This is a genomic window from Geodermatophilus sp. SYSU D00663 (assembly GCF_054050655.1).
Map to the genome: position 1 here is coordinate 49,691 of NZ_JBJGZT010000027.1, position 25,938 is coordinate 75,628.

24 protein-coding genes are annotated in these 25,938 nt (G+C 75.7%); 17 read left to right on the forward strand and 7 right to left on the reverse strand.

Going from position 1 to position 25,938, the window contains the following annotated elements:
* The first annotated feature begins 48 nt into the window (after positions 1-48).
* From rpsR to ACI79Z_RS18770, 4 genes are all read left to right on the forward strand, one after another.
* Positions 49-285 (forward strand): 30S ribosomal protein S18, encoded by a 237-nt coding sequence (gene rpsR, locus ACI79Z_RS18755; protein ID WP_073422051.1) that lies wholly within the window; start codon positions 49-51, stop codon positions 283-285.
* An 11-nt stretch (positions 286-296) separates the two neighbouring features.
* Positions 297-743, forward strand: a complete 447-nt coding sequence (gene rplI, locus ACI79Z_RS18760) for a 50S ribosomal protein L9 (protein WP_456903468.1) — start codon at positions 297-299, stop codon at positions 741-743.
* A gap of 591 nt (positions 744-1,334) precedes the next feature.
* Positions 1,335-2,699, forward strand: a complete 1,365-nt coding sequence (gene dnaB, locus ACI79Z_RS18765; protein WP_456903469.1) for a replicative DNA helicase — start codon at positions 1,335-1,337, stop codon at positions 2,697-2,699.
* 333 nt (positions 2,700-3,032) lie between these two features.
* Positions 3,033-4,913, forward strand: a complete 1,881-nt coding sequence (locus ACI79Z_RS18770; protein ID WP_456903470.1) for an Ig-like domain-containing protein — start codon at positions 3,033-3,035, stop codon at positions 4,911-4,913.
* Between the two features lie 63 nt (positions 4,914-4,976).
* Here ACI79Z_RS18770 and ACI79Z_RS18775 read toward each other — a convergent pair whose 3' ends face one another.
* Positions 4,977-6,188 carry a fatty acid desaturase family protein gene (locus ACI79Z_RS18775; RefSeq protein ID WP_387988602.1) on the reverse strand — a complete coding sequence of 404 codons (1,212 nt, stop codon included), beginning with the start codon at positions 6,186-6,188 and terminating at the stop codon, positions 4,977-4,979.
* 29 nt (positions 6,189-6,217) lie between these two features.
* Entirely contained in the window at positions 6,218-7,318 is a 1,101-nt protein-coding gene (locus tag ACI79Z_RS18780) for a ferredoxin reductase (protein ID WP_387988601.1), read from the reverse strand.
* A 103-nt stretch (positions 7,319-7,421) separates the two neighbouring features.
* Here ACI79Z_RS18780 and ACI79Z_RS18785 point away from each other — a divergent pair, with 103 nt between their 5' ends.
* Complete coding sequence (locus tag ACI79Z_RS18785; protein ID WP_456903471.1) at positions 7,422-8,597, forward strand: PucR family transcriptional regulator; 1,176 nt, start codon at positions 7,422-7,424, stop codon at positions 8,595-8,597.
* A 170-nt stretch (positions 8,598-8,767) separates the two neighbouring features.
* Positions 8,768-9,031 carry a hypothetical protein gene (locus ACI79Z_RS18790; protein ID WP_456903472.1) on the forward strand — a complete coding sequence of 88 codons (264 nt, stop codon included), beginning with the start codon at positions 8,768-8,770 and terminating at the stop codon, positions 9,029-9,031.
* Here ACI79Z_RS18790 and ACI79Z_RS18795 read toward each other — a convergent pair.
* Together ACI79Z_RS18795 and ACI79Z_RS18800 are read right to left on the reverse strand one after the other, a co-directional pair.
* Positions 9,024-9,611 (reverse strand): class I SAM-dependent methyltransferase, encoded by a 588-nt coding sequence (locus ACI79Z_RS18795; RefSeq protein WP_456903473.1) that lies wholly within the window; start codon positions 9,609-9,611, stop codon positions 9,024-9,026. The two genes, ACI79Z_RS18790 and ACI79Z_RS18795, sit on opposite strands and share 8 nt — an antisense overlap.
* On the reverse strand, positions 9,608-10,960 hold the full coding sequence (locus ACI79Z_RS18800) for a DNA polymerase IV (RefSeq protein WP_456903474.1): 1,353 nt from the start codon (positions 10,958-10,960) through the stop codon (positions 9,608-9,610). The genes ACI79Z_RS18795 and ACI79Z_RS18800 overlap by 4 nt, the downstream gene beginning before the upstream one ends.
* Positions 10,961-11,052: 92 nt before the next feature.
* On the opposite strand from ACI79Z_RS18800, the gene ACI79Z_RS18805 reads away from it, so the two are divergent.
* Both ACI79Z_RS18805 and ACI79Z_RS18810 read left to right on the forward strand, forming a co-directional pair.
* Complete coding sequence (locus ACI79Z_RS18805; RefSeq protein ID WP_387988596.1) at positions 11,053-11,409, forward strand: hypothetical protein; 357 nt, start codon at positions 11,053-11,055, stop codon at positions 11,407-11,409.
* A 24-nt stretch (positions 11,410-11,433) separates the two neighbouring features.
* Positions 11,434-12,234 carry an alpha/beta fold hydrolase gene (locus ACI79Z_RS18810; RefSeq protein ID WP_387988595.1) on the forward strand — a complete coding sequence of 267 codons (801 nt, stop codon included), beginning with the start codon at positions 11,434-11,436 and terminating at the stop codon, positions 12,232-12,234.
* A 20-nt stretch (positions 12,235-12,254) separates the two neighbouring features.
* On the opposite strand, the gene ACI79Z_RS18815 is transcribed toward ACI79Z_RS18810, so the two are convergent.
* A complete protein-coding gene (locus tag ACI79Z_RS18815) occupies positions 12,255-13,958 on the reverse strand; it encodes a helicase (RefSeq protein WP_456903475.1) in 1,704 nt (567 codons plus the stop codon).
* Positions 13,959-14,026: 68 nt separating this feature from the next.
* On the opposite strand from ACI79Z_RS18815, the gene ACI79Z_RS18820 reads away from it, so the two are divergent.
* From ACI79Z_RS18820 to ACI79Z_RS18845, 6 genes are all read left to right on the forward strand, one after another.
* Positions 14,027-14,869 (forward strand): alpha/beta fold hydrolase, encoded by an 843-nt coding sequence (locus tag ACI79Z_RS18820; protein WP_456903476.1) that lies wholly within the window; start codon positions 14,027-14,029, stop codon positions 14,867-14,869.
* A gap of 165 nt (positions 14,870-15,034) precedes the next feature.
* Positions 15,035-15,352 (forward strand): hypothetical protein, encoded by a 318-nt coding sequence (locus ACI79Z_RS18825; protein ID WP_456903477.1) that lies wholly within the window; start codon positions 15,035-15,037, stop codon positions 15,350-15,352.
* Complete coding sequence (gene bluB, locus ACI79Z_RS18830) at positions 15,349-17,064, forward strand: 5,6-dimethylbenzimidazole synthase (RefSeq protein WP_456903478.1); 1,716 nt, start codon at positions 15,349-15,351, stop codon at positions 17,062-17,064. The genes ACI79Z_RS18825 and bluB overlap by 4 nt, the downstream gene beginning before the upstream one ends.
* A complete protein-coding gene (locus tag ACI79Z_RS18835) occupies positions 17,061-17,423 on the forward strand; it encodes a hypothetical protein (protein ID WP_456903479.1) in 363 nt (120 codons plus the stop codon). The genes bluB and ACI79Z_RS18835 overlap by 4 nt, the downstream gene beginning before the upstream one ends.
* A 49-nt stretch (positions 17,424-17,472) precedes the next feature.
* Entirely contained in the window at positions 17,473-19,107 is a 1,635-nt protein-coding gene (gene pgm, locus ACI79Z_RS18840) for a phosphoglucomutase (alpha-D-glucose-1,6-bisphosphate-dependent) (protein WP_456903480.1), read from the forward strand.
* 66 nt (positions 19,108-19,173) lie between these two features.
* Positions 19,174-19,845 carry a hypothetical protein gene (locus ACI79Z_RS18845; protein ID WP_456903481.1) on the forward strand — a complete coding sequence of 224 codons (672 nt, stop codon included), beginning with the start codon at positions 19,174-19,176 and terminating at the stop codon, positions 19,843-19,845.
* Positions 19,846-19,851: 6 nt separating this feature from the next.
* Here the strand turns inward: ACI79Z_RS18845 and ACI79Z_RS18850 are convergent, their stop codons facing one another.
* Positions 19,852-20,742 carry a diguanylate cyclase domain-containing protein gene (locus tag ACI79Z_RS18850; RefSeq protein WP_387988587.1) on the reverse strand — a complete coding sequence of 297 codons (891 nt, stop codon included), beginning with the start codon at positions 20,740-20,742 and terminating at the stop codon, positions 19,852-19,854.
* A 130-nt stretch (positions 20,743-20,872) separates the two neighbouring features.
* Here ACI79Z_RS18850 and ACI79Z_RS18855 point away from each other — a divergent pair, with 130 nt between their 5' ends.
* Positions 20,873-21,817, forward strand: a complete 945-nt coding sequence (locus tag ACI79Z_RS18855) for a hydroxymethylglutaryl-CoA lyase (RefSeq protein ID WP_387988586.1) — start codon at positions 20,873-20,875, stop codon at positions 21,815-21,817.
* Positions 21,814-22,314 carry a flavin reductase family protein gene (locus tag ACI79Z_RS18860; protein ID WP_387988585.1) on the forward strand — a complete coding sequence of 167 codons (501 nt, stop codon included), beginning with the start codon at positions 21,814-21,816 and terminating at the stop codon, positions 22,312-22,314. Before ACI79Z_RS18855 ends, ACI79Z_RS18860 begins: the two co-directional genes overlap by 4 nt.
* A 75-nt stretch (positions 22,315-22,389) precedes the next feature.
* Here the strand turns inward: ACI79Z_RS18860 and ACI79Z_RS18865 are convergent, their stop codons facing one another.
* Positions 22,390-24,789, reverse strand: a complete 2,400-nt coding sequence (locus ACI79Z_RS18865) for a SpoIIE family protein phosphatase (protein ID WP_456903482.1) — start codon at positions 24,787-24,789, stop codon at positions 22,390-22,392.
* Positions 24,790-24,908: 119 nt separating this feature from the next.
* On the opposite strand from ACI79Z_RS18865, the gene ACI79Z_RS18870 reads away from it, so the two are divergent.
* Positions 24,909-25,802 carry a hypothetical protein gene (locus tag ACI79Z_RS18870; protein WP_456903483.1) on the forward strand — a complete coding sequence of 298 codons (894 nt, stop codon included), beginning with the start codon at positions 24,909-24,911 and terminating at the stop codon, positions 25,800-25,802.
* Positions 25,803-25,938: the final 136 nt, after the last annotated feature.

Consider the following 25,938-nt stretch of genomic DNA (forward strand, 5'->3'; position numbering starts at 1 on the left):
GGGCCGGTCCATCACCTCACCACGCTCTAGCCGTACCTGGAGAACCCAGTGCCCAAGCCCCCCGTGCGCAAGCCCAAGAAGAAGGTCTGCCAGTTCTGCAAGGACAAGGCGACCTACATCGACTACAAGGACACGACGCTGCTGCGGAAGTTCATCTCCGACCGCGGCAAGATCCGTGCCCGCCGCGTGAGCGGCAACTGCAGCCAGCACCAGCGGGACGTCGCCACGGCCGTCAAGAACAGCCGTGAGATGGCCCTGCTGCCCTACACCTCGACGGCGCGCTGACCATGAGCACGATGAAGCTGATCCTGACGCAGGAGGTCACCGGTCTCGGGTCCTCCGGTGACACCGTCGAGGTCAAGGGCGGCTACGGCCGCAACTACCTCCTGCCCCGCGGCCTGGCCATCGTCGCCACCCGCGGTGCCGAGAAGCAGGTCGAGTCGCTGCGCCGGGCGCGTGCCGCCCGCGAGGTGCGGTCGCTCGAGGAGGCCCAGGCCGTGGCCGGCCGCCTCTCCGGCCTGACCGTCCGGGTGCCCGCCCGCTCCGGCGACGGCGGCCGCCTGTTCGGCCGCGTCACCACCGCCGACGTCGCCGCGGCCGTCACGGCCGCCGGCGGCCCGGAGCTGGACCGCCGCCGCATCGAGCTGCCGAGCAGCATCAAGACCACCGGCAAGCACACCGTCACCGTGCGGGTGCACCCGGAGGTCACGACGACCCTCCCCATCGAGGTCGTCGCCGGCTGAGGAGGCCGCAGCACCGCCCGCGAGGGGCGTCGGACACCCGTCCGGCGCCCCTCGCGGCGTCTCCGGGGCCGGACCGCGTCCTCCGTCGTCCCGGACCCCCCGACGGCGCGGGGCGGCGCCGGACGCACCCCGGACGGCGGCCGTCGTGGACGCGTCCCGGCCGGCCGCCGGGCGGCTGTGACGGCTGCGCCGGACGGGACGACACGACACGCCCGGAGCCCCCGGCGCGCCGACTTTCTCGTGTCCACAGCCGGTGGGTGGCCGCGGCGCAGGTGACGCCCGCGGGACCGCGGCACGACGGGCCGGTGTCCTCCCCGTCTCCACATGTCGACTCCGGCTGTCCACCGACTTGTCCACAAGTTGTGCAGAACGCGGCCCACACGGGTGTTGGACGGGTCCGTCCCCGCTTCCTAACGTCGTCTCCTGCGCCGGACCTCCGCGAACTGTCGGTGGCTCCGGGTAGTGATGTCCTCGAACGCGTGTTCGAGCGGCACGCGAGGCGTCCTGGTGCTTCCCCCACCGGGCCCCGGCCGGGCGGCCGGGGTCTGTACGCGCGCGCGTGCCCCGAGAGAGGGAGGTACCCAGGTGGCGGTGGCCGACGACTTCAGCCGGCCGCAGGCGACGGCGCCGGAGTACGACCGGCAGCCGCCGCAGGACGTCGCGGCCGAGCAGTCGGTGCTGGGCGGCATGCTGATGAGCAAGGACGCCATCGCCGACGTCGTGGAGCAGCTGACCGGCAACGACTTCTACCGGCCGGCGCACCAGTTGATCTACGACTGCATCCTCGACCTGTACGGCCGGGGTGAGCCGGCCGACGCCATCACCGTCGCCGCGGAGCTCAACCGCACCGACCAGCTGTCCAAGATGGGCGGCGCGGTCTACCTGCACACGCTCATCGCCTCGACGCCGACGGCGGCCAACGCGGGCTACTACGCCCAGATCGTGGCCGAGCAGGCCACCCTGCGCCGCCTGGTCGAGGCCGGCACCCGCGTGGTGCAGCTGGGCTACGGCGCGGCCGGTGGGCGGGGCGACGTCGACGACATCGTCGACCGCGCGCAGCAGGAGATCTACGAGGTCACCGAGAAGCGGATGAGCGAGGACTACTCGCGCCTCGAGGACGTCCTGCAGCCGACGATGGACGAGCTCGACGCCATCGCCTCCCGCGGCGGCACCGCCCGCGGCGTGCCCACCGGCATCCGCGACCTCGACGAGCTGACCAACGGCCTGCAGGCGGGCCAGATGGTCGTCATCGCCGCCCGGCCCGGTGTGGGCAAGTCGACGCTGGGTCTGGACATCGCGCGGTCGGCCACCGTCAAGCACCACATGCCGGCCGTCATCTTCTCGCTCGAGATGAGCAAGCACGAGATCACCATGCGTCTGCTGTCGGCCGAGGCGAAGGTGCCGCTGCACCACATGCGCGCCGGCACGCTGTCCGACGAGGACTGGTCGAAGCTGGCCCGCCGGATGGGCGAGGTGGCCGACGCCCCGCTCTACATCGACGACTCGCCCAACATGACGATGATGGAGATCCGGGCCAAGGCACGGCGGCTCAAGCAGCGCAACGACCTCAAGCTCGTGGTCATCGACTACCTCCAGCTCATGACGTCGGGCAAGCGCGTCGAGAGCCGCCAGCAGGAGGTCTCGGAGTTCTCCCGCGCGCTGAAGCTGCTGGCGAAGGAGCTCGAGGTCCCGGTCATCGCGATGTCGCAGCTCAACCGCGGGTCCGAGCAGCGTCAGGACAAGAAGCCGATGCTGTCGGACCTCCGTGAGTCCGGCTCGATCGAGCAGGACGCCGACATGGTCATGATGATCCACCGCGAGGACATGTACGAGAAGGAGAGCCCGCGGGCCGGCGAGGCCGACATCATGCTGGTCAAGCACCGCAACGGCCCGACGGCCAACGTCACCGTCGCCTTCCAGGGCCACTACAGCCGCTTCGTCGACATGGCGAACTGACCGGCCGCGCCGATGCGCAGGAGGGCCCGGGACCGTCGTGGTCCCGGGCCCTCCGTGCGTCCGCGGCGCTGCCGCGCCGGACCTCGGACCCCACCGACGAGATCGACGAGATCCAGGACGTCTGCCGGCGCAGCACCCACGTCCGCACCCGCGAGGCGATCGAGGCCGCGGCCGCCCGGACGTGACGGCCCCGTCCGGGGCCGGGAGGGCGTCCTCCCGGCATCCCGGGCGGGGACGGACCGGTCCTGACCTGCGACTTCCCGTGATCGTCTTGTGATCCGAGTCACCGGAGACTAGGAAGAGGCGCCCCCTTTCCTCCCACCTGGAGACGCCTTGCAGCAACGACGCTGGCACCGCGCGACGACGTCGCTCGTCGGTGCGCTGGCCTTCACGGCCGCCCTCTCGGTCACCGCGCCCCCCGCACTCGCCGACCCGCAGAAGGCCGAGCCGGTCTCGGTCTTCCCGTCCGACACCCTCACCGTGCGCGACCCCGCCCAGCTGACCGGGCGGCGGGTGGACCTGCCGACGTCCGGCTGCGGCGCGCCGATCAGCTGCGGCCTGGTCCAGCAGCTCAACCAGCTCGACGGCTTCGACCTGGACCCGCGGCTGGCGATCCGCTTCAGCGAGCCGGTCGACGTGGCCACCGCCGCCGCGCAGATCACGGTCCAGGAGGACCGCGGCGGCTGGCGGACCGGCGTCGACCGCGTCGTGTGGGACCCGGCGACCAACACGCTCTACGCCCACCCGGCGCAGCAGCTCGCGCCCGGCACGACCTACCGGGTCAAGGTCCAGGGCGGCCCGACCATCAAGGCCGCCCAGGACACCTTCACCACGTTGTCGGCCACCGACGGGCTGCAGGACCTGCAGCGGCAGATCGACAGCGGCAGCGCCTTCCGCGCCGTCGGGATCGACCGCCCGGGCCTGCAGGTCCAGGGCGTCTTCCCCGCCGCCGGGACGACGGTGAAGTGGGCCACCGACCGCGGCGTCACCGACCCCGCGGCGACCGACGTGCCCGTCCCGACGGCGGCCCTCGGCGGCTCGATCGTCTTCGGCACGTTCCAGGCGCCGTCCTGGCTCACCCCCGACGTCACGATCCCCCAGACGCCGACGCGCGACGGCGGCCCGCGGCCGGTCGAGGCCGAGCGGCTGCCCTTCGTCGCCGTCCTGCCGCCCGGGCAGGCCCCGGCCGGCGGCTGGCCGGTCGCGGTGTTCGGCCACGGGTTCACGAGCTCGACCAACGCCGTGTTCCTCGCGGCCGTGGAGAACGCGAAGAACGGCATCGCCACCATCGGCACGAACGTGGTCGGCCACGGCTTCGGCCCGGACAGCGCCTGGCAGGTGACCAGCGGCGGCACGACGACGACCATCCCCGCCCACGGGCGCGGCATCGACCAGGACCGTGACGGGGACGTCGAGTCCAGCGAGGGCTCCTCGGCCACCGGTGCGGCCGCGGCCCAGTCCTCCCGGGACGCGCTGCGGCAGACCGTCGCGGACAACATGACGCTGATCCGCTCGCTCGGCGGCACCGACGTCGACGGCAACGGGACGCCGGACCTGTCCGGCCGGGGCGTCACCTACTTCGGCCAGAGCTTCGGCGGCATCTACGGCACCATGCTGACCGGCGTCGACCGGGCGGTGACCCGCTCCGTGCTCAACGTCCCCGGCGGTCCGATCAGCGAGATCGCCCGGCTGTCGCCGGCGTTCCGCCCGCTCACGGCGGCTGCGCTCGGTGCGGCCGGCCTGCTCAACGGTGGGGTCGGCGGCTTCACCGAGCAGATGCCGCTGCGCGGTGAGGGTCCGGTGACGCTCACCGCGCCGAAGGCCGCGGAGATCCAGGAGTACCTGGCCCGGTCCACCTGGCTCTCCCGTCCGGGCAGCCCGGAGACCTTCGCGCCGCTCATCGACCCGCAGCGGGCGCTCGTCCAGGTGGCCTTCGGCGACCAGACGGTGCCCAACCCGACGTCGTACACGCTCGTCGACGCCGGGCACCTGTGGTCGCGGACCAGCCTCTACCGCAACGACAGGGCGGGGGCGACACGGCTGCCCAACCCGCACTCGTTCCTGCTCGTGGTGACCAACCCGGCCGCCATCCAGGGGCAGGCGCAGGTGGCGGCCTTCCTGGGCCGGGGTGAGGTCATCGACCCCGATGCTGCGGGCGACGTGTGGGAGGTCCCGGTCGTCGACCCGCGGGTCCTGCTCCCGCTCAACTTCTGACGGTCGGCCGACGCACGAGGGGCCCGGGACGGCGATCCGTCCCGGGCCCCTCTCCGTGTGCCGTCAGGCGGCGGCGGCCATGGCGGCCTGCTCCCGGATGAGCCGGCGGCGGACCTTCGGCTCCCCGGTGGTCATCTTCCAGAGCTTGGCCAGCTGCGAGGGCAGGTTGCGGGCGTTCGTGTTCGCCAGCCAGCCGTTCGGCAGCGAGAGCCGGATGATCTTGTGCCAGGCCGAGCCGACCTGCTTCGGCAGCGGCGCCGTGTGGTAGTTCAGGCCGTAACGGTCGAACAGGTCACGGATCTTCGGGGCGATCTCGGCGTACCGGTTGCTCGGCAGGTCCGGGAACAGGTGGTGCTCGATCTGGTGGGACAGGTTCCCGGTCAGGATGTGCATCGCCTTGGAGCCGGAGATGTTGGCCGAGCCGAGCATCTGCCGCAGGTACCACTCGCCGCGGGTCTCGCCGTCGATGGACTTCTTCTCGAAGGTCTCGACGCCCTCGGGGAAGTGCCCGCAGAGGATCACCGAGTTCGACCACAGGTTCCGCACGATGTTGGCGGTGAAGTTCGCGGCCAGGGTGGCCAGGAAGTTCGGGCCCGACAGCAGCGGGTGGATGACGTAGTCCTTGCGCACCTGCCGGCCGATCTTGACCAGCACCTGCTTGGCCCGCCGGCGGAACTCCGGGTCGCCGGTCTGCTTCTTGGCGATGACGGCGCCGAGCTCGAGGTCGTAGGCCGCGATCCCGTACTCGAAGAAGCAGGCGTTGATGAAGCTCCACAGCGGCTGGCCGAGGTACATCGGCGTCCACGGCTGGTCCTCGTCGACGCGCATGATGCCGTAGCCGAGGTCGTTGTCCTTGCCGATCACGTTCGTGTACGTGTGGTGCAACTCGTTGTGCGAGTGCTTCCACTGCTCGGCCGGGCTGGCCATGTCCCACTCCCACGTCGTGGAGTGGATCTTCGGGTCGCGCATCCAGTCCCACTGCCCGTGGAGGATGTTGTGCCCGATCTCCATGTTCTCGAGGATCTTGGCGATCGACAGGCCGATCGTCCCGGCGATCCAGGCCGGCGGGAAACCCGAGGCCAGCAGCACGGCGCGGCTGCCCAGCTCGATCTTGCGGTGCACGTCGATGACCTTGCGGATGTAGCGCGCGTCGGCCTCGCCGCGGCTGTCCATCACGCCCTGGCGGATCTCGTCGAGCTCCTTGCCGATGAGCTCGACGTCCTCGGGGGTGAGGTGCTCGATCGGGTTGACGTCCTTCTTCTGCAGAGCGGTCATGCGGTGCGTCTCCTCGGGGGTCGAGCGGGTCAGTGGTCGATGTCGCAGGCGCCGGCGGCGGCGCTGATGCAGGTCTGGACGAGGACGCCGTCGCCGGGGGCGGCGGTGGTCACCTCGCCGGTGCGCAGGTCGCGGACGGCGCCCTCCCGCAGCGGGAGCACGCAGCCGTAGCAGATGCCCATGCGGCAGCCGCTGGGCATGAGGACGCCGGCCTCCTCGGCGGCGTCGAGGATCGGGGTGGCGCCGTCGGCCTCGAGCGAGGTGCCCTTCCTGGTGAAGGTGACCGTGCCGCCCTCGCCGGTGACCAGCACCTTGGGGCGGAACCGCTCGGTGTAGAGCCGCTCGGTGAGCCCGGCCGCGGCCCAGTGCTCCTCCAGCGCCTCCAGCATGCCGACCGGGCCGCACGCCCAGGTGTCGCGCTCGGCGAGGTCGGGGACGAGGGCGGCGACGGCCGCGGCGTCGAGCATCCCGGCGGTGTCGGTGTGCTGCTCGACCAGCCGGATCCGGCCGTCGGCGGCGAGCTGCCGCAGCTCGGCGCCGAAGACGACGTCGTCGGGGGTGGGGGCGGAGTGCACGAGCACGACGTCGGTCAGCTCGGGGTGGTTGCGCAGGATGCCCATCACCGGGGTGATGCCGGAGCCGGCGGTGACGAACAGCGCCTTGGCCGGCAGCTGCGCGGGCAGGCAGAAGTCCCCGGTGGCCTGGTCGAGCTGCACGATCGTGCCGGGCCTGGTCCGCCGGACCAGGTGGTTGCTCACCTTGCCGCCGGGGATCGCCTTGACGGTGACGGTGAAGCAGCCGTCGGTGCGGCCGAGGTCGGAGGTGATCGAGTAGGCGCGCCACATCCGGACGCCGTCGACGTCGATGCCGATGCGCACGTACTGACCGGGCCGGTGCGGCTGCCAGTCGGCGCCGGGCCGGATGACCACGGTGGCGGCGTCGCGGGTCTCGGGCACGACCGCCTCGATCCGCCCGCGCAGGTCGGCGCCGGGGCGCAGCGGGTCGACCAGGTCGAGGTAGTCGGCGGGCAGCAGCGGGGTGGTGACGAGTTCGGCGACGCGCAGGACGCGGTCGCGCAGCGCCCTGAGGGCCGGCCGGGCCGGGGAAGGGCGCGGAGCGGTCGCGGTCATGCCCTCACTGTTCCCTGCGGAACGTGCAATCACCTGTGCCCTGGACGTGAACGTTCCGCCGGATACTGTTCGCGGAGGACAATCCGTGTCACGGGGAGGTCACGTGGTCCCCCAGCAGGAGACCTTCGCGCTGCCCGTCGCGGCGGCGATGCGCACCGAGCTGCCGTCGGTCGCCGAGCGGACGGTCGCGGCGATCGTCGTCGAGGTGCCCGGCTACGCCGAGGCCTTCCGCGGGCAGATGGGCCGCAAGATCGAGAACGCCGTCCAGTTGGCCCTCGGCGGCTTCCTCGAGCTCGCCACCGGCGGCGCGGACGCCAGCCGGCCGGTGGACCCGGCGATCGAGGGCGCCTACCTGCTCGGGCGCGGGGAGGCGCGCACCGGCCGGTCGATGGACGCGCTGCTGTCGGCCTACCGGGTCGGCGCCCGGGTGGCCTGGCGGCACCTGAGCGAGACGGCGGTGGCGGCCGGCATGCCCGCCGCGGCGCTGGCCCGCTTCGCCGAGCTGGTGTTCGCCTACATCGACCAGCTCTCGTCGGCGAGTGCCTCCGGGCACGCCGACCAGCTCGCCGCGAGCGGCCGGGTGCGGCGGCGGCACCTGGAACGGCTGGCCGAGCTGCTGGTCACCGGCGCGCCCCCGTACGAGCTGATCACCGCGGCCGAGCGGGCGGACTGGACGCCGCCGCGCACGCTCACCGCCGTCCTGCTGCCCGAGGCCGGCGCCCGCGACGCGACGGCGGTGCTGGACGCGCGCACGCTGCAGGTCGGCGAGGACCTGCCCGGCGCGGAGCCCTCGACCGAGCGGGCGGTGCTGCTGGTGCCCGACGCCGAGGGGTTCGCCCGCGCCTCCCTGCTCACGGTGCTCTCCGGCCGCGACGCCGTCGTGGGGCCGGCGCGGCCGTGGCAGGACGCGCGGTCGTCGTACTCGCGGGCGCTGCGGGCGCTGCAGCTGGGTCTGTCCCCCGACCGCGACGCGACCGTGGACACCGAGCAGCGGCTGGCCGACCTGGTCCTGCGCGCCGACGGCGAGGCGCTGGCCGACCTGCGCGCGCAGGTGCTCGCCCCGCTCGACGGCCTCGGCCCCGGCCCGCGGGAGAAGCTGCTGGAGACGCTGCGCTCGTGGCTGCTGCACCACGGCCGGCGCGAGCAGGTGGCCGCGGAGCTGTTCGTCCACCCGCAGACGGTGCGCTACCGGATGGGGCAGCTGCGGGAGCTGTTCGGGAAGCACCTCGACGACCCGCAGACGGTGCTCGAGCTGACCCTCGCCCTCGGCGCCCGCTGAGGGGTCCCGCCGCGATCCCGGCGTCCTGACCGCGACACGCCGTCCGGCGATGGTCCCGGCGCCGTGATCGCGGGGAACTGGCACGTCGTCCCCAGGGTGCTCCCAGGCGGTCGGCCGAGGCTCGGGTCCACGGCGGCACCCCGCGCCACCGTGGACCCGAGGAGGCTCCCGTGTACCGCAGCACCGAGACCGTCGGCCGGCACGCCTGGGTGCGCACCCCGCGCCGCCCGCTGCCGCCGGAGCTGACCGCCGACGTCGCCGTGGAGGTGACCGCCGCCGCCCTCGCCGAGGCGCCCGGGGCGACCGTCGAGTGGCTGGAGGTCGACGGCGCGGGCCTGTTCGAGGCGCACCTGCGCGGCGCCGACGGCCGGACGCTCGTCGTCCACCTGGACGCCGACCTGCGGGTGGTCGGCCGGCTGGCCGAGGTCAGCTGACCCGGAGGACGGCGACGAGGAAGTCCGACCCCGCGGTGAACGGGTGCAGGTGCCAGCTCGACAGGAGCAGGTCCGGCTCCAGCCCGGCGGCGCGGGCGTCGTTGAGGAACGCGTCGAAGGGGTAGTCCCGCCCGGCGCCGAAGCCGACCACCGCCCGGCCGCCGTCGGCCAGGTGGGCGCGGAAGCGCCGCAGCACCTCGACCCGCGTGGACGGCGCCAGGAACGTCACCACGTTGCCGGCGCAGACGATCGCGTCGAACCGGTCGGGCAGGTCGAGCTCGGCGAGGTCGCCCACCAGCCAGCGCGCGCCCGGGTGGTCCTCCTGGGCGGCGGCGATCAGCACCGGGTCGACGTCGACCCCGACGACGTCGTGCCCCGCCGCGGCGAGGTGGCCGCCGACCCGGCCCGGACCGCAGCCGGCGTCGAGCACCCGCGACCGCCGCGGCAGCATCGCGTCGACCAGCCGCGCCTCGCCGACGATGTCCATCCCGCCGGCGGCCAGGTCCTTGAACCGCTTGACGTAGGCCGCCGAGTGACCGGGGTCGGCCCGGGTCATCCGCACCCAGAGGTTCTCGCTCACGGCTCCATCGTCGGGGGCCGCCAGTCCGGCGGGTCGCCCGGGTGCAGCGCGGGGTCGTCGGCGGCCAGGGTCCGCACCGGGCCCGGCGGGGTCAGCGGCCCCTCGAAGCGCACCGTCACCCGGCCCAGCCCGCGGCCCCACACCCAGCCCGGACCCAGCTCGTCGTGCACGACGTCCTGCCCGGGCCACCACCGCCGGTCGGCCGGGCCGGCGACCCGGGCGGCCTGCGCGAGGACGGCGGCGGCCTCCGACTCGTCGGGCGCGTCGGCGTCGTCGTCGGCGAACAGGTCGCCCTGCGCGTACTGGGACAGACCGGAGACGCCGACGCCGAGCAGCCGCAGGCCCCCGCCGGTGCCGGCCTCGACGAGCAGCCGCCGGGCGATCGAGGCCACCTGCCGGGCGTCGTCGGTGGGCTGCGGCAGCGTCTGCGAGCGGGTGAGCGTGGTGAAGTCGTAGCGGCGCAGCTTGAGGGTGACCGTCCGCCCGGACAGCGCCGATGACCGCAGCCGCGCGCCCACCCGCGTGGCCATCGAGTCGATCAGCCGGTTCAGCTCGACGAGGTCGGTGAGGTCCCGCTCGAAGGTCTCCTCGTGCGACACCGACTTGGCCTCGCGCTCGGCCACCACCGGCCGGTCGTCCTCGGCCCGCGCCAGCTGGTACAGCCCGCTGCCGTGCGCCCTCCCGGCCAGCGCGACGAGGTCGGGCAGGGACTTGGCGGCCAGCTGGGCCACCGTCGCGACGCCGACCTGCCGCAGCCGCTCCGCCGTCGCCGGACCCACGCCGCCGAGCCGGGTCACCGGCAGCGGGTGCAGCACGTCCAGCTCCGTGCCGGGCGCGACGACGACGAGGCCGTCGGGCTTCTCGAGGTCGGAGCCGATCTTGGCCATGAGCTTGGAGCTGCCGATGCCCACCGAGCCGGTCACCCCGCCGGTGGCCTCGGCGATGCGGGCCTTGAGCCGGCGGGCCAGCGCGGTGACGCCCTCGACGGACAGGTCGTGCCCGGGACCGGCGGCGAGGTCGACGTAGGCCTCGTCGATCGACACCGGCTCGACCAGGGGCGACAGCTCCCGCAGCAGCTCCATGACGACGTCGGAGGTCCGCCGGTAGGCGCCGAACCGGCCGCCGAGGAACGCCGTCCCCGGCGGGCAGCGGCGCCGCGCCTCCGCCGTCGACATGGCCGAGCGGGCCCCGTACGCGCGGGCCTCGTAGGACGCCGTCGCGACGACGCCGCGCCCGCCGGTGCCGCCGACGACCACCGGCCGGCCCCGCAGCGAGGGCTTGTCGCGCTGCTCGACGGCGGCGAAGAACGCGTCCAGGTCCAGGTGCAGGACGCTCGCCTCCCGCCGCACGCCCCCATCGTCCTACGCCGGGACGACAGGCCCTGGACGCCGGTCCGGCGCAGTCGGATCCTGGCCGGCAGGCACCCGACGGGAGGCCGCCGATGACCGCTCGCGACACCTCGACGACGACGCGGGCACGGGCCGGCGGACCGCGGCACGGTGCGCTGGTCGCCTACCGGCTGGCGCTGGCCCTGCTGCTGCTCGCCGTCGTCGTGCAGTTCTTCCTCGCCGGGCTCGGCGCCTTCGGCGGGGGCTTCGACGCCCACGTGACCAACGGCTACCACGTGATCCCCGCGCTGGCCCTCGTGGTCCTCGTCCTGGGTCCGGTGGCGCGCGTGGGTACCCGGGACGTCGTCCTCGGGATCACCGGCTTCCTGCACACGTCGGCGGTCCGCCGGCTCCGTGCGACTCCAGGGGAGGAGCGCCGCTCGGGACGGTCACCGAGCGGGCCCGCCTAGGTCAGCACCCGGGAGGTGAGCGCGGTGGGCGACCACGTCGACGTCGGAGGACATCCGACGTGGGTCGACGTGCGCGGCCGGCCGGTGGGCGACGCGCAGGTCGTTCTCCTGTTGCACGGTGGTCTCTCGAACTGCGACCTGCTGCTCGACGCGCTCGAGCCGACGCTGGCGGCGCGGTACGCGCTCGTGGCGTTCGACCGTCGCGGACACGGCCGGACCGCCGACACGTCCGAGCCCTTCCACTACGAGGACATGGCCACCGAGACGATCCGCGTCCTCGAGCAGGTCGTGGACCGGCCGGCGCACCTCGTCGGCTTCAGCGACGGGGGCATCGTCGCGATCCTGGTCGCCCTGCGCCGCCCCGACCTCGTCCGCCGGCTCGTGCTCATCGGCGCGAACTTCCACGTCGACGGCCTCCGCCCCCTGGAGCTCGGCGAGGACGGACCCCAGGTGACCGCGATCGCCGAGTCCTACGCGCAGCGGTCCCCCGACGGTGCCGAGCACTTCCCGGTCGTCGTGGAGAAGGGGCTGACGTTGATGCGGAGCGAACCGACCCTGTCCACCGCTGACGTCGCCCGGATCGGCGCCCCGACGCTCGTGATGGCCGGTGATGACGACCTCGTCGAGCTGAGCCACACCTGCGCGCTCTACGAGGCACTGCCGGCGGGCGCGCTGGCCGTCGTCCCCGCTGCCTCCCATCTCGTGCCGGTCGAGAAGCCGGACCTGGTCGCCCGGCTCGTCGACGACTTCCTCGGCAGCGCCTGGCCACCCGCGACGATGATGCCGATCGGACGAGCTCGGGAGGCCGCGCCCGCGCAGCCGTGACCGTCCCCCGTCGGCGGCGGTCAGCCCTCCGTGAGCGCGGCGGGCGGCAGCCAGTCGGCGTCGAGCAGCTCGGCGACCTCCTGCAGGGCCGAGGTGTCCGCGCCCGCCGTCGACCCGCTGACCGCCAGCCGCTCGACCATCACCCGGGCCACCTGCTCCTCGACCGTCCCCTCCGCGTAGGCCACCCGCCACGGCGAGACCTGCCCGTCGCGGTGGGTGCGGCCGGTGACCTGGCGGGCCTGGATGCCGGAGAAGCGCGGCTGGTGGAACAACCCGACCCGCGGGGTGGTCGAGGCGGTCGTGCCGCCGGGCAGCAGCTCGCCGGCGTGCAGGCTGATCGAGGCGGTCACGGTGAACACGCACACCGGCGCCTCGCCGGTCTGGAAGCGCAGCCGCTCGGCCTCGACGTCGAACCGGTCGCGGCCGTAGATCGACGCGACGGCGATGCCGCCGTCCAGCAGCGCCTCGCGGATCGGGTCGGCCGCGGTCTCCACGAACTCCACCGACACCGCGACCTGCCGCTCGGCCTCCACCTGGGCCCGCACCCAGTCGACGGTCGCCTGCGCGCGGATCAGCCCCGCCTTCTGCCGGAACCGCAGCAGCGCGGCGCGGCCGCGGGCGCTCTGCCGGGCCTTCCGGGCCAGCTGCATCTCGGCGCGGAACTCCTGCCACTCCGACTCGTAGGCGCACCTCTCGGCCGGGGTGAGCGCGACCGGCGTCCCGGTCACCGACACCGGCCCCCACGGCGCCGGGCGGTGCAGGGTCGCGGGCGGGTCGGCGTCGGCCAGCCAGCCCTGCAGCCGGGCCAGGTCGGCGCGCCGGGCGTCGGCGTCCTCGGTCCACGCCCAGCCGTAGCGGCCGCGTTCCACGTGGAACCCGTGCTCGGCCAGCTTCGCCGGCAGGTCCGCCCAGGCGCGCAGCGGCTCCCCGTGCACCTGGGCGAACTGCGGCGCCAGGTAGGGCAGCTCCATCGGCGTGTGCGCCGGGGTGGCGGTGGCCGCGACGACGAACGGGACGTCCTTCGCTCGGGCGCCGCCCGACACCGCCTTCCAGTGCTTCCAGCGCTGCGTCGTCGTGTGCCGGACCATGTGCGCCTCGTCGGCGACCACCACGTCGAACGACAGCTTCGCGACCTTCGCCAGCCGGTCCCAGGTGGTGACGCACCACCGCAGGCCGCCGTCGCCGAAGCCGGCGATCGAGCGGGTCCAGTGCGGGACGGTGATGGCGGCCGGGCGGTCGGCGACGACGAGCACCCGCTCGCCGCCGCGCAGCTCGCAGATCTCCCGGGCGGCCATGACCGCGGTGCCGGTCTTGCCGACGCCGGGGTCGTCGCCGAGCAGGAACACCCGGTGCCCGGCCGCGGCGGAGGCGACGACGGCCTCGGCACCCGTGCACTGCTCCTCGCGCGGCACCAGCTGCCGGGCCTCGGGCAGCGGCCGCGGGGTCTCGTTGAGCTCGTCCTCGAGGAAGCGCTCGAAGGTGTACGGCGGCGGGTCGTAGGGCGCCAGCGCCGGCGGCAGCCGCGCGCCGACCCACACGTGCGCCTGCAGCCCGGCGTGCCAGACGGCGCCCGGGGCGGGGGCGCGGAACGGGACGGCGAGCACCCACACCCGCTCACCCGGACCCGCGGTCGGCAGGTCGGGCACCGCGGGCCTGCGGGCCGTCGTCCGGCGCTTCGTCGTCCGGCGCTTGGTCGTGGTGGCGGCGCGACGCCGTCCGGGCATGCTGGGACCTCCCCGTCGTCCCCGGCACGGTAGGTCGCCGTCGCCCGCGGATCTGGTGGAATCGCCGGATGGGGCCGCAGTCTGACGAGGGGTTGGCGACGCGCACCGTCGGCGGGTCCGGCCCGCGGGTGGTGTTCGTCCACGGGCTGTTCGGCCAGGGCAAGAACTGGACGACGGCGGCGAAGGGGCTGGCCGACCGCCACCGGGTGACGCTGCTCGACCTGCCCAACCACGGGCACTCGCCGTGGACCGACCGGGTCGACTACGTGGACATGGCCGGGCTGGTCGCCGCGGAGCTGGAGTCCTTCGGCGAGCCGGTGACGCTGGTCGGGCACTCGATGGGCGGCAAGGTGGCGATGCAGCTGGCGCTGCGCCGGCCGGAGCTGCTGCGGGCGCTGGTCGTCGTCGACATCGCGCCGGTCGAGTACCCGGTGTCCGGCGGCCGCACCGACGACCCCGACGAGGAGGCCTCCCCGTTCGGCGCGTTCATCACCGCGATGCGGGCGGTGGACCTCGGCGCGCTGCGCACCCGCGAGGACGCCGACCGGGCGCTGCGCGAGGCGGTGCCCAGCACGATGGTGCGGTCGTTCCTGCTGCAGAGCCTGGTCCGCGAGGGGGTGGGCTCGGGCCGCTGGCGGTGGCGGCTGAACCTGGAGACCCTCGAGCGCGACCTCGGCGAGCTGCGCGGCTTCCCCGACCCGCCGCCGGGCGCCACTTTCGACGGCCCGGTGCTGTGGATCGCCGGCGCCGACAGCCACTACGTGCTGCCCGAGGACCGCCCGCGCATGGAGGAGCTGTTCCCGCGCGTCCGGCTGGTCAAGGTCAAGAACGCCGGCCACTGGGTGCACTCGGAGCAGCCCGAGGTCTTCCTCGAGACGCTGCGCCGCTTCCTCGCCGCCGTCGAGGGCTGACGTGGGCACCTCCGCGGAGTTGCGCCGGGGGGGGGGGGGGGGGGGGGGGGGGGGGGGGGGGGGGGGGGGGGGGGGGGGGGGGGGGGGGGTGGGGCGCGGGGCCGGGGGTCGGCCCCCGCCCCCCCCCCCCCCCCCCCCACCCCGGACTGCCGGGAGGGCGTGACGATGACCGAGGAGGAGGTCCGCGCGCTGGCGCTGGCGCTGCCGGAGGTCACCGAGGCCGACCACCACGGCCGCCCGTCCTTCCGGCTGGGGACCGCCGTGCTCGCCACGCTGTGGGCACCGGGCATCCTCAACGTCGTGGTCGGGGAGTCGGAGGCGCGCGCGGCCGAGGGGGGTGCGGTCTCGCTGCTGTGGTGGGGGAAGCGGCTCTCGGGCGTGCGGGTCGACCTGGCCGCGGCCGACCCGGCCGTCGTCGCCGACCTGCTGGACGAGGCCTGGGCCCGCCGGGCCCCCGCCCGGCTGCGGAGGCAGCGCCCGTGACGTACCCCCGGCCGGTCCCGCTCATCGGCGACGCCACCTCCGCCGCCGAGCGGGCCGGCGACCCCGCCGGCTGGGCCATGCCCGACGACGCCGGCGGGTTCTACGCCGTCGTCGCCGCCCGCCGCGACGTCCGCCGCTACCGCCCGGCCCCGGTGCCCGACGACGTCCTGCGCCGGGTGCTGGCCGCCGGGCACTCGGCCCCGTCGGTGGGCCACAGCCAGCCGTGGCGGTTCGTCGTCGTCCGCGACCCGGCCGTCCGGGACCGCGCCGCCGTCCTCACCGACCGCGAGCGGCTGCGCCAGGCCGCGCAGATGGAGCCCGACGCCGCCCGCCGGCTGCTGGACCTGCAGCTCGAGGGCGTGCGCGAGGCGCCGCTGGGGATCGTCGTCTGCTGCGACCGGCGCACCCCCGCGGCCGGCGTGCTGGGCCGCGCGACCTTCCCCGACGCCGACCTGTGGAGCTGCGCGGCGGCCATCCAGAACCTGTGGCTCGCCGCCCGCGCCGAGGGCCTGGGCATGGGCTGGGTGACGCTGTTCCGCCCCGAGGAGCTGGCCGGGCTGGTCGGCCTCCCCGACGGCGTGGCCACCCTCGGCTGGCTGTGCCTGGGCTGGCCCGACGAGCGCCCGCCCGCGCCCGGGCTGGAGCGGGCCGGCTGGTCACGGCGGCTGCCGCTGGAGGCCGTCGTCCTGGAGGACCGCTGGCCCGCCGACGACGGCGGCCCGGCCGCTCCCCCGTCGCACCTGCGCGCGCCCGGCCGCGAGGACGTCGTCGGCGCCCGCGACGAGGCCGACCGCCTGCTCACTCCCCCGGGGTCGCTCGGCGTGCTCGACCGCGCGGTGGACCGGGTCGTGGCCCTCGGCCGCGGCGACGTCGCCGGCGGCACGCTGGTGCTCGCCGCCGCGGACCACCCGGTCGCCGCGCTCGGCGTCTCGGCCTACGGCGGGCACGTCACCCGCGACGTCGTCCGCGCCGCGCTGGCCGGCACCTCGGTCGGCGCCACCGCCGCGGCCGCGGCCGGGCTGGGGACGGTCGTCGTCGACGCCGGGGTGGACGGCGACCCGCTGCCCGGCGCGAGGGCCGCCCGGCCGGCCGGCCCTCGCGGCGACCTCGCCGCCGCCCCCGCGCTGACCGCCGCCGACGTCGAGCGGCTGCTGGCCGCCGGGCGGGAGCTGGGCGCCCGCGACGGCCTGCTCGCGCTCGGCGAGGTGGGCGTGGGCAACACGACCGTCGCCGCCGCGCTGGCCGCCGGGTTGCTCGGCGCCGACCCCGCCGACGTCACCGGGCTGGGCTCCGGCGCCGACAGCGAGGTGCTCGAGCGCAAGCGCGCCGTGGTGGCGGAGGCGGTGCGCCGGGCGGGCAGCGGGCTCGCGCCGGAGCGCGCGCTGGCCGAGCTCGGCGGGCCGGAGCTCACCGTGCTGGCCGGGGCCGTCCTCGGCGCCGCGGCGGCGCGCACCCCCGTCGTCCTCGACGGGTTCGCCGTCTCGGTGGCCGCGCTGGCCGCCGTCCTGCTCGAGCCCGGCGCCCAGGCCTGCCTCGTCGCCGGGCAGCGCAGCCGCGAGCGCGGGCACGAGCTGGTGCTGCACGCCCTCGGCCTGGAGCCGCTGCTGGACCTGCGGCTGCGCGCCGGGGAGGGCGCCGGCGCCGCGCTGGCCGCCGGCCTGCTGCTCGACGGCCTCCGGGTCCGCCGCGCGACGGCCCGCGTCGGGCCGTGATCGAGGCCGGGACGCGGCGGCGCGACCAACCCGCTCCCCCGCACGTCGTGTTCGAGGCGCTCACCGGGCTCGACCGCGACCCCGCGCGCCCGTGGCTGCGGCTGCTCGACGACGAGCACCGGCCGACCGTGGTGCACGCCGAGCGGCCGCACCTCGTCGTCTGGTCCTCGCTGTGGGAGCGCCGGCCCGACGCGCGGGTCCGCTTCGACGTGCTCGCCCTCGCCGGCGCCTCCGGGACCGACCTCCGCTGGACCCTGCTGGTCGACGGACCCCTGCCGGACGCCTCGCTCCTCGGGCACCTGCGGAAGCGGCTCAACGAGCTGGTCAACGCGGACCTGCGGTACTCCTTCGGGCAGTAGCGCGGTCTCCGCTCGCCACCGGGCCGGGAGCCGGGCCAGGATCGGCGGCGTGACCGATCCCCGTGCCGGCCAGCCCGCCGCCCCGTCCGACCTGGTCGACGTCGCCTCCCTGGTGACCGCCTACTACACGCTGGTGCCCGACCCGGCCGAGCCGGCGCAGCGGGTGTCGTTCGGGACCTCCGGGCACCGCGGGTCGGCGTTCGACACCGCGTTCAACGAGGCGCACATCCTGGCCACCACCCAGGCCATCTGCGAGTACCGGGCGGCGCAGGGCTACGACGGGCCGCTGTTCCTCGGCCGCGACACCCACGCGCTGTCCGAGCCGGCGTGGGCCAGCGCGCTCGAGGTGCTCGTCGCCAACGACGTCCCCGTGCTGGTCGACGCCGCCGGCCGGTACACGCCCACCCCGGCGGTGAGCCACGCGATCCTCACCGCCAACCGGGGGAGGACGAGCGGCCTGGCCGACGGCATCGTCGTCACGCCGTCGCACAACCCGCCCCGCGACGGCGGCTTCAAGTACAACCCGCCCTCGGGCGGCCCGGCCGACACCGACGCCACGAAGGTCATCGCCGACCGCGCCAACGAGCTGCTCGCCGCGGGCCTCGACGGCGTGCGGCGGGTGCCGTTCGCCCGGGCGCACGCGGCGGCGCAGCGGTACGACTACGTCGCCGCCTACGTCGACGACCTGCCGGCGGTGCTCGACCTCGACGCGATCCGCTCGGCCGGCGTCCGGATCGGCGCCGACCCGCTCGGCGGGGCGTCGGTGGACTACTGGGCGGCGATCGCCGAGCGGCACCGGCTCGACCTCACCGTGGTCAACCCGCTGGTCGACCCCACGTGGCGGTTCATGACGCTCGACTGGGACGGCAAGATCCGGATGGACTGCTCGTCGCCGTCGGCGATGGCCTCGCTCATCGGCAAGCGCGCCGACTACGCGATCGCCACCGGCAACGACGCCGACGCCGACCGGCACGGCATCGTCACCCCCGACGCCGGGCTGATGAACCCCAACCACTTCCTCGCCGTCGCGATCTCCTACCTGTTCGCGCACCGCCCGGAGTGGGGCGGGGACGTCGCCGTCGGCAAGACGCTGGTGTCGTCGTCGCTGATCGACCGCGTCGTCGCCGGGCTGGGGCGGCGGCTGGTCGAGGTGCCGGTCGGGTTCAAGTGGTTCGTGCCCGGGCTGCTCGACGGCTCGGTCGGGTTCGGCGGCGAGGAGTCCGCGGGGGCGTCGTTCCTGCGCCGCGACGGCGGGGTGTGGACGACGGACAAGGACGGCGTCCTGCTCGCGCTGCTGGCGAGCGAGATCCAGGCGGTGACCGGCAGCTCGCCGTCGCAGCTGCACGCGGAGCTGACCGGGCGGTACGGCGCGTCGGCCTACGCGCGGGTGGACGCCCCGGCCACCCGCGAGCAGAAGGCGGCGCTGGGGAAGCTGTCGCCGGAGGACGTCACCGCCACCGAGCTGGCCGGCGAGCCGATCACCGCCAAGCTCACCCGCGCGCCCGGCAACGACGCCGCCATCGGCGGGCTGAAGGTGGTCACGGAGAACGCCTGGTTCGCCGCCCGCCCGTCGGGGACCGAGGACGTCTACAAGGTCTACGCGGAGTCGTTCCGCGGCCCCGACCACCTCGCGCAGGTGCAGGAGGAGGCCCGCGCCGTCGTCGGCGCCGCCCTCGGCGTCTGACCCGTGCGGGCGACGACACGGGAGCAGGAGCGGAGGGCGCGGGGGCGGCAGCCGCAGACTGGGCGCATGACCGGTCAGCCGTACGAGCAGGAGTGGGACGTCGTCCCGCCCGGGTCCGTCCCCCCTCCCCCGCCGCCCGCGTACGGCAGCCGGCCCACGTACGGCGCCCAGCCCACGTACGGCGCCCAGCCCACGTACGGCGCCCCGCCTCCCCACGGCGCCCCGCCGCCGTACGGCGCCGTGCCGCCCCACGGGCAGGTCCCGCCCCACCCCCAGCCGGTCCCGTACGGCCCCGGCTGGGCGGCGGTGCCGTTCGCGCCGCCGGCGTGGCCGCACGGTCCGGGGCGGCCGGGGACGGCGACCACCGCGGCCGTGCTCGGTTTCGTCACCGGCGGCCTGACCGCGCTGGTGTCGCTGGCCTTCCTCGTCGCGGTGCTCACCGGTGCCGAGGACGACCCGATCACCGTCACGCTGCTGCTCGGGCTCCCCTGCGCGGCCGGGCTGGTCACCGGGGCGGCGCGGCTGCTGGGCCGGCACTCCCCGACGGTCCTGTTCGCCTCCGCGCTCGCCTCGGTCGTCGTGCTCTTCCTCGCCCTGGTCGTCGGGGCCGCGTCGCAGGACGCCGACGACGTCGCCGGCTTCACCGCGTTCCTGGTGTTCGCGCTGCCGCTGCCGGTGCTGACCGCGGTGTTCGCCCGGCTGCCGCGCACGGTCGGCTGGGCCGGCTCGCGCGCCTGAGCCGGCTCAGCGGCGGCGGGCCTTGTCGGCGTACATCGCCGCGTCGGCCTCCCGGACCACCGCCTCCTGCGCCTCCTCGGGGTCCACGCCGCCGTCGACCGAGCCGATGCCGATGCTCAGGCCCACCCGCACGGTGGTCGAGCCGATGCTCAGCGAGCCGGGGAACGCCTCCCGCAACCGCGCGGCCAGCACCTCGGCGTCGGCCCGCTCGGTGTTCTCGCAGACGACGGCGAACTCGTCGCCGCCCAGCCGGGCCGCGGTGTCGCTGGCCCGCAGCACCGAGGCCAGGTGCCCGGCCACGGCCACGAGGACGGCGTCACCGACGGGGTGACCGAACTGGTCGTTGACCGCCTTGAACCCGTCGAGGTCCAGCACGAGCACGCAGGTCGGCGTGTGCTCGCGGTGGCCGCGCTCGAGCGCGTGCCGCAGCCGGTCGCGGAACAGCAGCCGGTTGGGCAGCCCGGTGAGCGGGTCGTGCGCCGACAGGTGCAGCAGCCGGGCCTCCAACGCCTTGCGGTCGGTGACGTCCTCGACCACCAGGACCAGGTGCGGCGCGGCGACGCCCGGGGTGCCGTCGACCCAGGACGACGTCACCTGGACCGGCACCACCTCCCCGTCGGACCGCACCATCCGGCACTCGTGCCGGGCCCGGCCGCGGCTCTCCTGCAGGCCGGTGCAGACGGCGACCGCGCCGGCCACGTCCTCGGGGTGGGTGACGGCGAACAGCGTCGTGCCGCGCAGCGTCCCGGGCTCGCGGCCGAGCAGCTCGCCGAGCGCGGCGTTCGCCTCGATCAGCACGCCCTCCGGGGTGGTCAGTGCCACCCCCATCGGCGAGTTGGTGAACGCGCTGCCCAGGTCGGGGGGCGGCAGGGTGCCCGTGGCGCCCTCCAGGTCCACGGCGCCTCCCTCCCGCACCTCGTCTCGGTGTACCGATCCCAGTCATTACCTCCTGCGTTCCACGTGGAACCCCTTCGCGAGGCAGGATGGTCGGGTTCCCCCGTCCGGGCGAGCAGACAGGAGGGCAGCGGTGCCGTCGGACTTCGACCTGGTGCTGCCGACGGCGGTCGACGTCCGCGAGGTCGGCATGCGCGACGGGCTGCAGCTGGAGGCCCCCGTCCCGCTCGAGGGCAAGCTCGCGATGCTCGAGGCGCTGGTCGCCACGGGCGTGCGCCGCATCGAGGTGACGTCGTTCGTCTCGCCGAAGGCCGTCCCGGCGCTGGCCGACGCCGACCGGGTGGCCGCCGAGCTGTCCCGGTGGCCCGGCGTGCACTGGTCGGCGCTGGTCGCCAACCCCCGCGGCGCGGTCCGCGCGGTCGACGCCGGCATCGCCGACCTCGAGCTGGTCGTGTCCGCCTCCGACGGGCACAGCCGGGCCAACGCCGGCCGCTCCACCGCGGAGGCGCTGGCCGGCGTCGGTGAGGTGGCCGCGCTGGCGCACGGCGCCGGCGGCTCGCTGGAGGTCGTCGTCGCCACCGCGTGGGACTGCCCGTTCGACGGGCGCACCCCGATCGCCCGCACCGTCGACGTCTGCCGCGCCGCGGTCACCGCCGGCGCCGACGCCCTGTGCCTGGGCGACACGATCGGGACGACGACGCCGGCGCGGGTGGTCCGCCTGCTGCACGCCGTCCGCCGCGCCTGCCCCGGCACCCCGGTCGCGGTCCACTTCCACGACACCCGCGGCACCGGCCAGGCCAACGCGCTGGCCGCCGTCCAGGCCGGGGTGACCCAGCTCGACGCCTCCGTCGGCGGGCTCGGCGGCTGCCCGTTCGCGCCCGGCGCGAGCGGCAACATCGCCACCGAGGAGCTCGTCTACTGGCTGGAGGAGTCCGACGTGCGCACCGGGATCGACCTGGACGCGCTGCTGGCCGCCGCGCGGGTCACCGAGTCCGCGGTCGGCCACGAGCTGCCGAGCTCCCTGTACCGCGCCGGCGGCCGCTCGGTGCCCCGGGCGGCCGCCGGGACGACGGCGTGAGCGGTCCGGCGGAGGTCGTCGACCCGCGGGTCATGCGGGACGTGCTCGGCCACTTCGCCTCCGGCGTCACCGTGGTCACCGCGGACACCGACGACGGCCCGATCGGCTTCACCTGCCAGTCGTTCAGCTCGCTGTCCCTGGACCCGCCGCTGGTGGCGCTCGCGCCGGCGCGCACGTCGAGCACCTGGCCGCGGCTGCGGGACATCGGCCGGTTCTGCGTCAACGTCCTCGCCGAGGACCAGTCCGGGCTGTCGGCGGCGTTCGCCCGCTCGGGCGTCGACAAGTTCGCCGGCGTCCCGTGGCGGCCGAGCCGGCACGGCTCCCCCGTGCTCGACGGCGTCGTCGCGTGGATCGACTGCACGCTGTGGGCGGAGTACGACGGCGGCGACCACACGATCGTCGCGGCCCGCGTGCTGGACCTCGGCGCCGACCCCGGCCGCCGGCCGCTGCTGTTCCACCGCGGCCGCTACGGGTTCGTGGAGGCCGACGGCGCCTGATGGAGGACCCCCTCCGCCCCACCCCTCGCCAGCTCGCGGCGGGACCCCGCGGAGGGGCCGGGAGGACTCCGTCCGCTAGCCGAAGCGGACGGCGATGAGCGCGACGTCGTCGCGGCCGTCGAGGGTGCCGCTCACCGCGGCGTCGCACAGCTCGCGGGGCGAGGCGTCGGCCGGGGTGGCCGACACCCGCTCCACCAGCGCGGCGATGCCCTGGTCGAGGTCCGAGCCGGGGGTCTCCACCAGCCCGTCGGTGTAGGCGAGCACCGTGGAGCCCGGCGGCAGCCGCAGGGTCCGCGTCCGCCGCTCGGCGGTGGCGTCGACGCCGACCAGCAGGCCGGTGACGCCGTCGACCGGCCGCACGGACCCGTCGGGTGAGCGCAGGAGCAGCGGCGGGTGGCCCGCGTTGGCCAGCTGCGCCGTCCAGGCGCCGCCGGGCCCGTCCGGGGGGAGGGCGCGCAGGTAGGCCATCGTCGCCAGCGAGGCGACCCGCAGGCCCTGCACCAGCCGGTCCACGCGGGTGAGCACCGTGCTCGGGGAGGGGTCGGGGGCGTCCCAAAGGCAGGCGCGGATGAGCCCGCGCAGGTGCCCCATCGCGGCGGCCGCGGCGACGTCGTGGCCGGCGACGTCGCCGACGACCATCCCGACCGACCCGTCGGGCAGCTGCAGGAGGTCGTAGAAGTCCCCGCCGACGTCGGCGGCGGTCGAGGCGCTGACGTAGTGCGCGGCGGCCTCGAGCCCGGGGATCTCCGGCAGGTCCGGCAGCAGGGACCGCTGCAGGGTGTCGGCGACGGCGTGCTCCTGCTGGTAGAGCCGCACGTTGTCCATGACCAGGGCCGCCCGGCGGGCGAGGTCCTCGACCAGCCCGACGTCGTCGGGGGTGAACGGGCGCTCCGGGGAGGTGCGCACCAGCGTGATCGCCCCGCGGGTCCGGCGGCGGGCCACCATGGGCGCGCTCAGCGCCGACGCCGCGCCCAGCCGCCCGGCGATCTCCCGGGCCACCGGGGAGGCGGTGACGTCGTCCAGCCGCTCGGGCAGCCGCTCGACCAGCACCGCGCGCGAGGTGGTGATGCTGCGCTGGCCCGGCGAGTCCGGGGGCAGCCGCAGGGCGTGCCCTGCGTCGAACCGGCGCAGGTCGGTGCGCTGGTGCTCGCGATCGCGGGAGACCAGCTCCCGGACCTCGCCGGACTCGTCGACCAGCGTGATGACCGCCCAGTCGGCCAGCTGCGGCACGCACAGGGCGGCCAGCCGGTCGAGCACGTCGGCGATGTCGAGGGTGGCGATCAGCGCGCTGGTCGCCTCGGCCATCAGCGCGAGCCGGGCCTGGGCGCCCTCGGCGTCGCGCTGCGCCCGCTCGGCGTCGCGCTGGGCCTGCTCGGCGACCGCGCGGGCGAGCTCGGCCTCCCGCCGGGCAGCCTGCTCGGCGGCGAAGGCCGCCTCCCGCTCGGCCTCGACCCGCACCCGCTCGGTGACGTCGGTCTGCACGCCGACGAAGCTGACCAGCTCGCCGTCGCCGTCGAACACCGGGCTGATCGCGAGCTGGTTCCAGAAGGCGGTGCCGTCGCGGCGGTGGTTGAGCAGCGTGACGGTGACCGCCTCCCGCGCGCGCAGAGCCGCGCGGATCTGCTCGACGCTCGCCCGATCGGTGGTGGGGCCCTGCAGGAAGCGGCAGTTGCGACCCACCGACTCCTCGTAGGAGTACCCGGTGATCCGGGAGAACGACGGGTTGACCCAGACCAGGGGGTCGTCCGGCTGGCGGGGGTCGGTGATGGTGAACGCGATGTCGGTGGCGACGACGGCCCGCTCGCGCAGCGCCTGCAGCTCGGCGTCGGCGTCCTCGCCGCCCGCGTTCTCGACCTCGAGCAGCACCACCAGCGACAGCTGCTGGCTGCTGTCCGGCTGGGAGAGCGGGAAGCCGGTCACCCACAGCAGCCGGTCCGCGTCGCCGTCGTCCTCCCGGGCCCGGCCGGCGTCGGTGCTGCGGCCCGGCGAGAGCCGCACCGCCTCGCCGGTGACCGGCCGGCCCTGGGCCACCAGCGACAGCGGGCCGCTGGTGCGCGCGAGCGGCGCGCCGCCGAGGTCGGTGAGCCCGGCACACGCGCCCCAGGTGTCGACGTCGACCGGCAGGCGGACGTTGCCGGCCATCTCGACCGCGGCGGTGTTCGCGTAGGTGACCGCGCCCGACTCCTGGTCGATGAGCAGGACCGCGACCGGGACGTCGGCCAGGACCGCGGGCAGGGCGGTGGACGCGGCGTGGTCCCCGCGGTGCTCGGAGACGACGGCGGTGGCGGCGCTGACGACGCCGGCCTGCCGGTCGGTGGCGTCGTCCCCGGCAGGTGCCGTGGCCTCGGCCATGGCGGCGCGGGTGCGGGGCGGGATGCCGTCACCGGACGGCGAGTCGGTGGGACCGCCGACGCCGGGGAGCACGCCGGGCGGCGGGCCCTGCCCCTCCTGCGGTCGGTTCCCGTCCGGTCGCACGCAACCAATCTACCGGCCGCCCGGGCCGACTCCTCCCGACCGCCAGGTGACCTGCCCGGACAGGTGTGCGCGGCTGCGTGACGGGCACCCTCCCGGGGACCACTCGGGAGGGAGACGTCATGGGACTGCTCGACCGGCTCCTCGGCCGGCGCCGCGCGCCGGAGCCCCCGGCCTACGGCGGCTACGACGGCTACGCCCCGCCGCCCGCACCGGCCCCGCCCGCGGCCCGGCGGGCCTCCGGCGACCGCCCGCTGACCGACCAGCAGGCCATCGAGCGCTACCGCTACCTGCTGAAGACCGCGCCGCCGGACCAGATCGAGCAGGCGCACGCGGAGGCCTTCGCCCAGCTCACCCCGGAGCAGCGGCAGGAGGTGCTCACCCAGCTCGCGGCCGGCGTACCGGCGTCCGAGCGCCCGCGCAGCGACGACGCCCAGACGCTGGCCCGGGTCGCCACCCGCGCCGAGCTCCGCCAGCCCGGGTTCCTCGAGCGGACCTTCGGCGGCTACGGCGGCGGCCCCGGCTACGGGGGCGGCGGGTACGGCCCCGGCTACGGCCCGGGCCACGGCCCGGGCTACGGCCCGGGCTACGGCGGTGGCGGGTACGGCTACGGCGGCGGCTACGGGCCCCGGATGGGCGGCTTCGCCGGCTCGATCGGCGGCAGCCTGCTCGGGACCATCGGCGGCCTCGTCGTCGGGACGGCGGTCGCCGACGCGCTGTTCGACACGGGCCTCGGTGACGGCGGCCTGTTCGGCGGCGGAGACGAGGAGGCCTACGCCGAGGGCTACCAGGACGGCGCCGGGGCCGGCGACGGCGGCGGCGGCGGCGACTACGCGGCCTCCGAGGGTGACCACGGCGGCTACGGCGGCGACCCGGGCGCCGACTTCGCCGGCGGGGCCGACAACGGCTTCGACGGCGGCGACTACGGCGGCGGCGACTACGGCGGCGGGGACTTCGGGGGCGGGGACTTCGGGGGCGGGGACTTCGGCGGCGACTTCGGGGGCGGCGACTTCTGACCGCTCAGGACCGGCCGGGACCGTCCCCCGGGCCGGTCCCCGCCGCCTCATCCCCCCCCGCCACCTCCCCCGCCGCCACGTCGGCCTCGTGGCGCAGCCACAGCAGGCCCAGCACCGGCAGCACCAGCGGCCCGAA

Excerpts from the sequence above, each read along its gene's own strand:
- rplI (WP_456903468.1), top strand. The coding sequence starts at position 297 with ATGAAGCTGATCCTGACGCAGGAGGTCACCGGTCTCGGGTCCTCCGGT.
- ACI79Z_RS18775 (WP_387988602.1), bottom strand. The coding sequence starts at position 6,188 with ATGACCGCTCTGCAGAAGAAGGACGTCAACCCGATCGAGCACCTCACC.
- ACI79Z_RS18780 (WP_387988601.1), bottom strand. The coding sequence starts at position 7,318 with ATGACCGCGACCGCTCCGCGCCCTTCCCCGGCCCGGCCGGCCCTCAGG.
- ACI79Z_RS18805 (WP_387988596.1), top strand. The coding sequence starts at position 11,053 with ATGACCGCTCGCGACACCTCGACGACGACGCGGGCACGGGCCGGCGGA.
- ACI79Z_RS18815 (WP_456903475.1), bottom strand. The coding sequence starts at position 13,958 with ATGCCCGGACGGCGTCGCGCCGCCACCACGACCAAGCGCCGGACGACG.
- ACI79Z_RS18820 (WP_456903476.1), top strand. The coding sequence starts at position 14,027 with ATGGGGCCGCAGTCTGACGAGGGGTTGGCGACGCGCACCGTCGGCGGG.
- ACI79Z_RS18825 (WP_456903477.1), top strand. The coding sequence starts at position 15,035 with ATGACCGAGGAGGAGGTCCGCGCGCTGGCGCTGGCGCTGCCGGAGGTC.
- ACI79Z_RS18845 (WP_456903481.1), top strand. The coding sequence starts at position 19,174 with ATGACCGGTCAGCCGTACGAGCAGGAGTGGGACGTCGTCCCGCCCGGG.
- ACI79Z_RS18870 (WP_456903483.1), top strand. The coding sequence starts at position 24,909 with ATGGGACTGCTCGACCGGCTCCTCGGCCGGCGCCGCGCGCCGGAGCCC.